This window comes from Allobosea sp. 01N443 (assembly GCF_056399325.1).
This window is the reverse complement of sequence record NZ_JBFTRC010000257.1, coordinates 1-6,789: the sequence shown is the minus strand read 5'-3', so window position 1 is coordinate 6,789 and position 6,789 is coordinate 1. Positions and strand designations below refer to the sequence as shown.

The window sequence follows — 6,789 nt, the reverse complement described above, 5'->3', positions numbered from 1 at the left end:
CACCGAGAGCGGGTGAACCGGCTGTCGCCCTCGATCCACCGCGGCTCGCGCAGGCGCCCGAGCCGCTCTGCTTCTGCTGGAGCGACGGACGGAAGATTGCGGAAGGGCTGACCGCCTGCATCAAGACGACGCAGGGGCGGCGGCTCGCCGAATGCGGCCGGGTCATCAACATGATGTCCTGGCAGATCACGGAGAATCCCTGCCCGGAAAGCTGATCGACCCATTCCGGCATAAGAAAAACGCCGCCGAACCCGTGTTCGGCGGCGTCTTTTTTCAAACGCTCTTGCGGTCCATTCGACTTAAGACTGACGGCAGTCAGAACGCCCCCAACACGATGGCGATCATGAACACAAAGGCCGCGCCCATCGCCAACCGGTCGAGACTCAGCGTGAGGCTYATCGCATCCTCCTTTGTCATTGACCTGTCACCGAAGCTAGCAGAACTGACGATGGCCGCAAGGGGGCTGCCTCATGACGGCGGCGTGGCAGAGCCTATTGTATCCCTAACACTTCATTAAATCATTGATTTGATTTGTGGACAAAGAAGATCATCTCCTTGAGACGACAAGTCTTTCCAAAGCCTTCGCCACAGCGATGACGCGCTCATCCGCTCCGAAACGACCGATGATCTGAACCCCCACCGGCAATCCGCGAGGCCCCGTCGTCACTGGAATCGTCAGGCATGGCGTGCCGAGCAAAGTCCACAATCGGTTGAAGCGGGAATCGCCGGTCGAGCCCAGCGTATCCGGCGCTTCGCCTGGCGCGGCATAGCTCACGACGACGTCGACCCCGGCGAAGAGGTCACGGCAGGCATCACGCCCGCGGCGCGATAGCGCACGCGCGTCGTCATACTGCGTCGGCGAAACGGCTCCCGCCGCATCGAGATAGGCCGAGAGCTTGGGCGGGATCACGCCGCGATGGTTGCGATACTCCCAGGAGAGCGCCTGCGCGGCCTCGAAATCCTGCAGCGGGCCATGGGCGTGGAAGGCTTCAACCAGGGCCCGCGGCGTCGCGAGCTCGACCACGGTCGCTCCCGCCTTCGCGACAAGAGCGAGAGCCGCGGCCAGCGCGGCTTCGGAACCCGCCTCCGGCTCCCCGGCAAAGGGCTGGCGCGTCACGCCGATCCGCGAGCCCTCCAGCCTCGCCATGTCAGCGTCCAGCTCAGGCCGGCCCGTCAGGGCCGCGAGTGCAAAACCCAGATCGTCGGCGCTCGCTGCCATCAGCCCGGCGGTATCGAGCGACCAGGAGAAGGGCTTGATGCCGACGGTCGGCAGCAACGCATAGGACGGCTTGATGCCTGCGACACCGCAATAGGACGAGGGCCGAATGACCGAGCCCCCGGTCTGCGTACCGATCGCCAAGGGGATCATACCGGCTGCGACCGCCGCCGCCGAACCTGCCGACGACCCTCCCGGGCTCGCGGTAAGATCATGCGGATTGCGCGTCGGCGCCGGATCGAGGAAGGCAAAGGCGGTGGTGTGGGTCTTGCCCGCGATTGTCGCCCCGGCGGCCTTGAGCGCCATCACGATCGGCGCGTCGGCGCGCGGTTGCCAGCCATCATAGATCGGGGAGCCCATGCCGGTCGGCAGATCGGCGGTGTCGATGATGTCCTTGACGCCGCATGCGACCCCCGCGAGCGGGCCGGAGCCGGGCTCCAGCCGTTCGGGCCGACTGGCGAAGGCGCGAATGTCGGGCTCCTTGGCAGCGATGCGGGTGGCGCAATCGGCCAGCGCGGCCGACGCGCTCACGGCGCCGCTGGAAACCTGATGGGCAATGGCGCGAACGGACAGCATGCGAGATCCTCGAAGGGCTGGCTTTGGTTGGATCGTCGGATCGATGATCCAACCACCTGTGTCTGCATCGGCTTTCCCGAAAACCGCGTTCCACGTTTAGGGGCCGATGTCTTCTGCGTTGCATCGGCTTTCCCAAAAACTGCATTCCACTTTTAGGGGCCGATGCTGAGAGCAGATGCTGGCATGATTTCAGCGCGCTGCGATACCGCCGGACATCCCCCTTGGCGCATGACGTCGATGCGCCGGATCGCCTTAGGTCAGGCCGGACTGGCCCGCTAACCACTCGTTAACCGCCGCTCCAAAGTTAATCCGCCTGTGGCGTACGGGGCTCACTGGGTTGAGAAACCGTTCACCAACCGGGTCGCATTTGATCGGTCATGCGACGCGTTCATCTCGCCCTCTTCGCGCTCGGCGTCATCGGCGCCACTGGACTTGCCGGCTGCGGCAAGTTCCAGAAAGCACAGCGTGCCGCCTGGCGCGACCAGGCGGAAGCCGCCTGCATGGCCTCCCGTCAGGTCCCGCTCTCGTCCTATGTCAGCCTGCGCGAGAAGCCGATCGACGGGCCGGGCACCTGCGGCATGACCAGGCCGCTCCGTGTCTCCGCCTTCTCGGGTGGCTCGGTTCACCTCACCAGCAATGCCACGCTCGGTTGCCCCATCGTCGCCACCACCGACAAGTGGCTGGCCGAAGTGGTGCAACCAGCGGCGCAGAACGTACTCGGCGCGCAGGTGATCGAGCTCAGGGCAGGCTCCTATTCCTGCCGGGCGATGAACAACGGCACCGGCACCAGCCGCACATCCGAGCATGCCTTCGGCAATGCCGTCGACGTGTTCTCCTTCCGGCTGAATGACGGGCGCAACATCACCGTCAAGGACGGCTGGCACGGCTCGCCTGAAGAGCAGGCCTTCCTGCGCGAGGTTTTCGTCGGCGCTTGCCAGCAGTTTTCGACCGTGCTCGGGCCGGGTGCGGACATGTTCCACTACGATCACTTCCACATCGATCTGGCGCGCCACGCCAAGGGCCGGCAGATCTGCAAGCCGGTGATCAAATACACCCCGAACTACAACCTGCCGCCGCCGGACCCGGCACGCACCTATTCGACCGCGCAGAAGTCCATGCGCGACAACCTCCCACCCATGGTGGCAGGCGCCTCAGGCAGCATGCTACGGCAGCCCAGCGACGGCTTGCGCCCCCCCGGCGCGGTCAACGGCGGCTATCCGGTCGCAAACCATCAAGGCGGCCAGAGCCTCGATGCACAGCGGCGCTATCTCGACGAGCAGCCGCTCAACCCGCCGCGCTACCGACCGGAGACACCACCGAGCGCGGCGCAAGGCCCGCTGAGGCTGCCGGGCTCCGTCCCGCCGGCCGAAGAACTGATCGTAGGCGATGATGAGGGCAATGGCGTCATGGACATGCAGGGCGAGGAGCAGGCACAGCCGCAGATCTCGCCAGGCAACGACCCCTTCGCTTACGGCCGGGCGCAAACCGGCGGCGGCCGGCGCTACTGAGGGCAGCGTCAGCGCGAGACCAGCACCTGCCGACATTCCGCCGGCAATGCATCGACGGACATCGGCGGCTTCGGTTTGGGCTTCGGTCCCGGGCGCGGCTTGGGCGGATTGAAGATCGCCTTGTATTGCCGCTCGACCCAGCCGGTCAGTTCCGCGCCGCAGCCGTCGCCAAAATTCGGCGGCTCCTGGCCGGAGCACCCMTCCATTCCCGCCGGACAGCTCAGCCGGATATGGAAATGGTAGTTATGGCCCCACATCGGCCTGACCTTCTCGAGCCATGAGCGATCCGCACCAGCCTCGCGGCACAATGCAACCTTGAGCGCGGGATTGACGAAGATGCGCTCGACACGCGCTTCGGCAGCCACGGACTTGATCAGCCTGGTATGGGCGGGCGTCCAGTTCTTCGGGTCGACATCGCGCCAGTCGGCTCGCGCCATGTTCACCGCCGACATATTCTCGCGCGCGTCACTGTCGAGGCGCTGCTTCGGCATCGGCGTGAGCCAGACATCGGCATCGAGGCCGATCTGGTGCGAAGCATGGCCGGTCAGCATCGGGCCGCCGCGCGGCTGGGAGATGTCGCCAACCAGCAGGCCGGGCCAGCCGTTGATCCTGGGGACGTTGCGGGCAAGCGTCTCCAGATAGGAAATCAGCGCAGGATGGCCCCAATTGCGGTTCCGGGCCAGCCGCATCACCTGCCAGCTTTCGCCGTCGACCGGCATCGTCGTCGCACCGGCAAGACACCCCCTCGCATAGGAGCCGATGGCACGGGCCTGCATGCTGGCCGGCGTCGTCTTCTGCCCGAACAGGGCACGCGCCGCCTCGGGAAAGGCCGCGATATTGGCCGTCCGGCGCTTCGCTTCCTCCTCCGCAGTCGACTGCGCATGCACGACCGGTGCCGTCAGCGCGGCCAGGAGCAAGGCGGACAGGGCCAGGAGCGGGCGATTCGTGCTCTGCATCGCCCGAGAACGCCGGGTTTTGGAGATCAGGTCAAGCACGAGAAACGTCACACGTATCAGGCATGGACAACGCCTACGCAGGGTTGCAGCCTTGGCTACGCAGCGATCGGGCGCCTTCGCCCAGAAGAAGATCGCGCGCCCATGGGAGGAGATAACGCTGATGACGGACACCACGATCAACCGCCGCGCGCTGCTTGGAGGGCTTGGTGCAAGCCTGGCCTTGCCCGGCACGGCGAGCTTTGCGCAGGGCTCCTGGCCGCAGGGCCGGACGCTGAAACTCGTCGTGCCCTTCCCGCCAGCGGGAGCGACGGACGTGCTTGGGCGCCTCGTCGCCGACAAGCTCGGCCAGGCATGGGGCACAAACATCGTCGTCGAGAACCGGCCCGGTGCCGGTGGCAATATCGGCACCGATGTCGTCGCCAAGGCGGAGCCCAATGGCGACACCTTCCTGATCGTCTCCGTCGGCATGGCGACGAACCAGTATCTCTACGCCAAGCTGAACTACGACCCGGCCAAGGATCTTGCCCCCATCACCATGGTTGCGCTGGTGCCGAACCTGCTGGTCGTCAACAAGGATCTCCCGGTCAAGGACACGGCTGAGCTCGTCGCCTATGCCAAGGCCAATCCCGGCAAGTTGACCTATGCCTCATCCGGCGTCGGGACCTCGGTCCATCTCTCCGGCGAATTGTTCCAGAAGCTGACCGGCACCAAGATGGTCCACGTGCCCTATCGCGGAACCGCGCAGGCAACGCAGGACCTGATCGGCGGGCGGGTCGACCTGATCTTCGACAACATCACCCAGGCGCTGCCCCATGTCCGCTCGGGGTCGATCCGCGGCCTCGGCATCACCACGGCGAGGCGCTCGGCGACCGCTCCGGAATTCGCGCCGATTGCCGACGTCGTTCCGGGCTTCGATGTCTCCTCCTGGTTCGCGCTCTTCGCTCCGGCAAAGACCCCGCAGGCCGTCATCGACAAGATCCATGCCGACACCAAGGCCGGGCTCGCCGATCCAGCGCTTCGGGCCAAGATGGACCTTCTGGCGGCCGAACCCGTCGGCAACACATCGGCAGAGCTCGGCGCCTTTCTGCAGGCGGAAATGAAGAAGTGGGGCGAGTTGATCCGCGAGGTCGGCGTCAAGGTGGAGTAAGCGGCACTCCTGGGGAACTCTCGGTACACCCCAGACGTTTCCCTGTCGCATCCTGTCGCATCGCGGCAGCGCGATGCGACAGGGAGAGGGGCGCGTCATGTCTACACTCGTTATCGTTCTGCTGGTCATCCTGCTGCTCGGCGGCGGCGGGTATTATGGCCATCGCAGCTACGGCAATGCCGGCCTCGGCGGTGTCGTCGGCGTCGTTCTGATGGTCGTTCTGGTGCTTTGGCTGCTAGGTGCAATCGGGGGCGTGCCCGTCCGTGTCTGACGGGATTCAGCTAGGATTGGCGAGGTGCCAGACCAGCATGGCCGCGGCGAGATCCTCGATCGCGGTACCGACCGACTTGAACAGCGTGATCTCGCCGTCCTCATTGGCCCCGGCGACTTCGCCGCGGCACAGTTGAGCCAGCGTGCCGGCGACCTTGTCCGCCTCATAAGCACCGGCCTTGATCGCGACCGCCACATCCCCGCCCTCCACCAGGGCGGCTTCAGTGTCGATGAAGACGCGCGCACGGTGCAGAGCCTCGTCATCGGCCTCGCGCATCGACAGATTGAAGGCGCCCACGAGGTCGAGATGGGCGTCGCGCTTCAGCCAGCGGCCCATGACAATGGGCTCTCGCGACAGAGTCGCGCAGGAAATCAGGTCGGCCTGCCGTGCGTCGCCCTCGAGGTCGTCGCTGACGCGCACGGTAATACCCTCCGCGGCCAGGGCTTCCACCACCGCCTCGCTTCCCTCGCGCCGGCGGCCCCAGATGGCGATATCCTCGAAATCGCGCACGGCACCGTGCGCCTTGATCAGGAAAGGCGCCAGCGCGCCCGAGCCGACCATCAGCATGCGCTTGCCATGGGGATGCCCGAGCTTGCGTGCGGCGAGCGCGGAGGCCGCGGCCGTCCGCCAGGCCGTGAGGCGCGCGCCATCAAGCGCGGCGAGCGGCGCGCCCGTCGAACCGTTCATGAGCAAGTATGTGCCCATCACRCTCGGCAGGCTCAGCGAGCCGTTCGACGGATAGACCGTGACGACCTTGGTGCCGAGGAAAGCCTCCGGCGCGGTCGGCCCGGTCCAGGCCGGCATCAGCAGAAGCGTGGCATGATCGGCCGGCCGTTCGATCTCGTGGTGATGGCGCACAGGCGTGACGATGTCGCCGCGAAAGGCTCCATCCAGCGCATCGATCAAGGCGGGGAAAGTGAGAAGGCGGTCGATCTCCGCCGCGGGGATAACGCGCATCTGTCTTTCGTCAATCAGTTGTTGCGGCTGGTCAGAGCCGGCAGGGCGGAATCGGGCACAGCGGCCCGCAATGACTGCGCCTCGCTGCGCAGAGCCTCGGCCTCGCGACGATTGCGTCGCGCCGCCTTGCGATGCTTGCCCTGCGCGATCCATGAGGC

Annotated in this window: 7 protein-coding genes; 4 read left to right on the top strand and 3 right to left on the bottom strand. The window is 65.9% G+C overall.

From position 1 onward, the window contains the following. Nucleotides 1-215, top strand: a 215-nt coding sequence (locus AC1DRP_RS33700) for a hypothetical protein (protein WP_476770796.1), incomplete at its 5' end; no start/stop codon positions are given. A gap of 332 nt (nucleotides 216-547) precedes the next feature. Here AC1DRP_RS33700 and AC1DRP_RS33695 read toward each other — a convergent pair. Next, entirely contained in the window at nucleotides 548-1,792 is a 1,245-nt protein-coding gene (locus AC1DRP_RS33695; protein WP_441507286.1) for an amidase, read from the bottom strand. 377 nt (nucleotides 1,793-2,169) lie between these two features. Between AC1DRP_RS33695 and AC1DRP_RS33690 the strand changes: the two genes are divergently transcribed. Further along, nucleotides 2,170-3,300 carry an extensin-like domain-containing protein gene (locus AC1DRP_RS33690; protein WP_441507287.1) on the top strand — a complete coding sequence of 377 codons (1,131 nt, stop codon included), beginning with the start codon at nucleotides 2,170-2,172 and terminating at the stop codon, nucleotides 3,298-3,300. A gap of 8 nt (nucleotides 3,301-3,308) precedes the next feature. Here AC1DRP_RS33690 and mepA read toward each other — a convergent pair whose 3' ends face one another. Beyond that, nucleotides 3,309-4,256 (bottom strand): penicillin-insensitive murein endopeptidase, encoded by a 948-nt coding sequence (mepA, locus tag AC1DRP_RS33685; protein ID WP_476770795.1) that lies wholly within the window; start codon nucleotides 4,254-4,256, stop codon nucleotides 3,309-3,311. A gap of 160 nt (nucleotides 4,257-4,416) precedes the next feature. Here mepA and AC1DRP_RS33680 point away from each other — a divergent pair, with 160 nt between their 5' ends. Both AC1DRP_RS33680 and AC1DRP_RS33675 read left to right on the top strand, forming a co-directional pair. After that, nucleotides 4,417-5,403, top strand: coding sequence for a Bug family tripartite tricarboxylate transporter substrate binding protein (locus tag AC1DRP_RS33680; RefSeq protein ID WP_441507289.1), 987 nt, complete (start codon nucleotides 4,417-4,419; stop codon nucleotides 5,401-5,403). A 97-nt stretch (nucleotides 5,404-5,500) separates the two neighbouring features. Then, nucleotides 5,501-5,674, top strand: coding sequence for a DUF3309 family protein (locus tag AC1DRP_RS33675; protein WP_441507290.1), 174 nt, complete (start codon nucleotides 5,501-5,503; stop codon nucleotides 5,672-5,674). Between the two features lie 6 nt (nucleotides 5,675-5,680). Here AC1DRP_RS33675 and lhpI read toward each other — a convergent pair whose 3' ends face one another. Beyond that, nucleotides 5,681-6,631: a bifunctional Delta(1)-pyrroline-2-carboxylate/Delta(1)-piperideine-2-carboxylate reductase gene (gene lhpI, locus AC1DRP_RS33670; RefSeq protein WP_441490232.1), complete on the bottom strand. Its 951-nt coding sequence runs from the start codon at nucleotides 6,629-6,631 to the stop codon at nucleotides 5,681-5,683. Nucleotides 6,632-6,789: the final 158 nt, after the last annotated feature.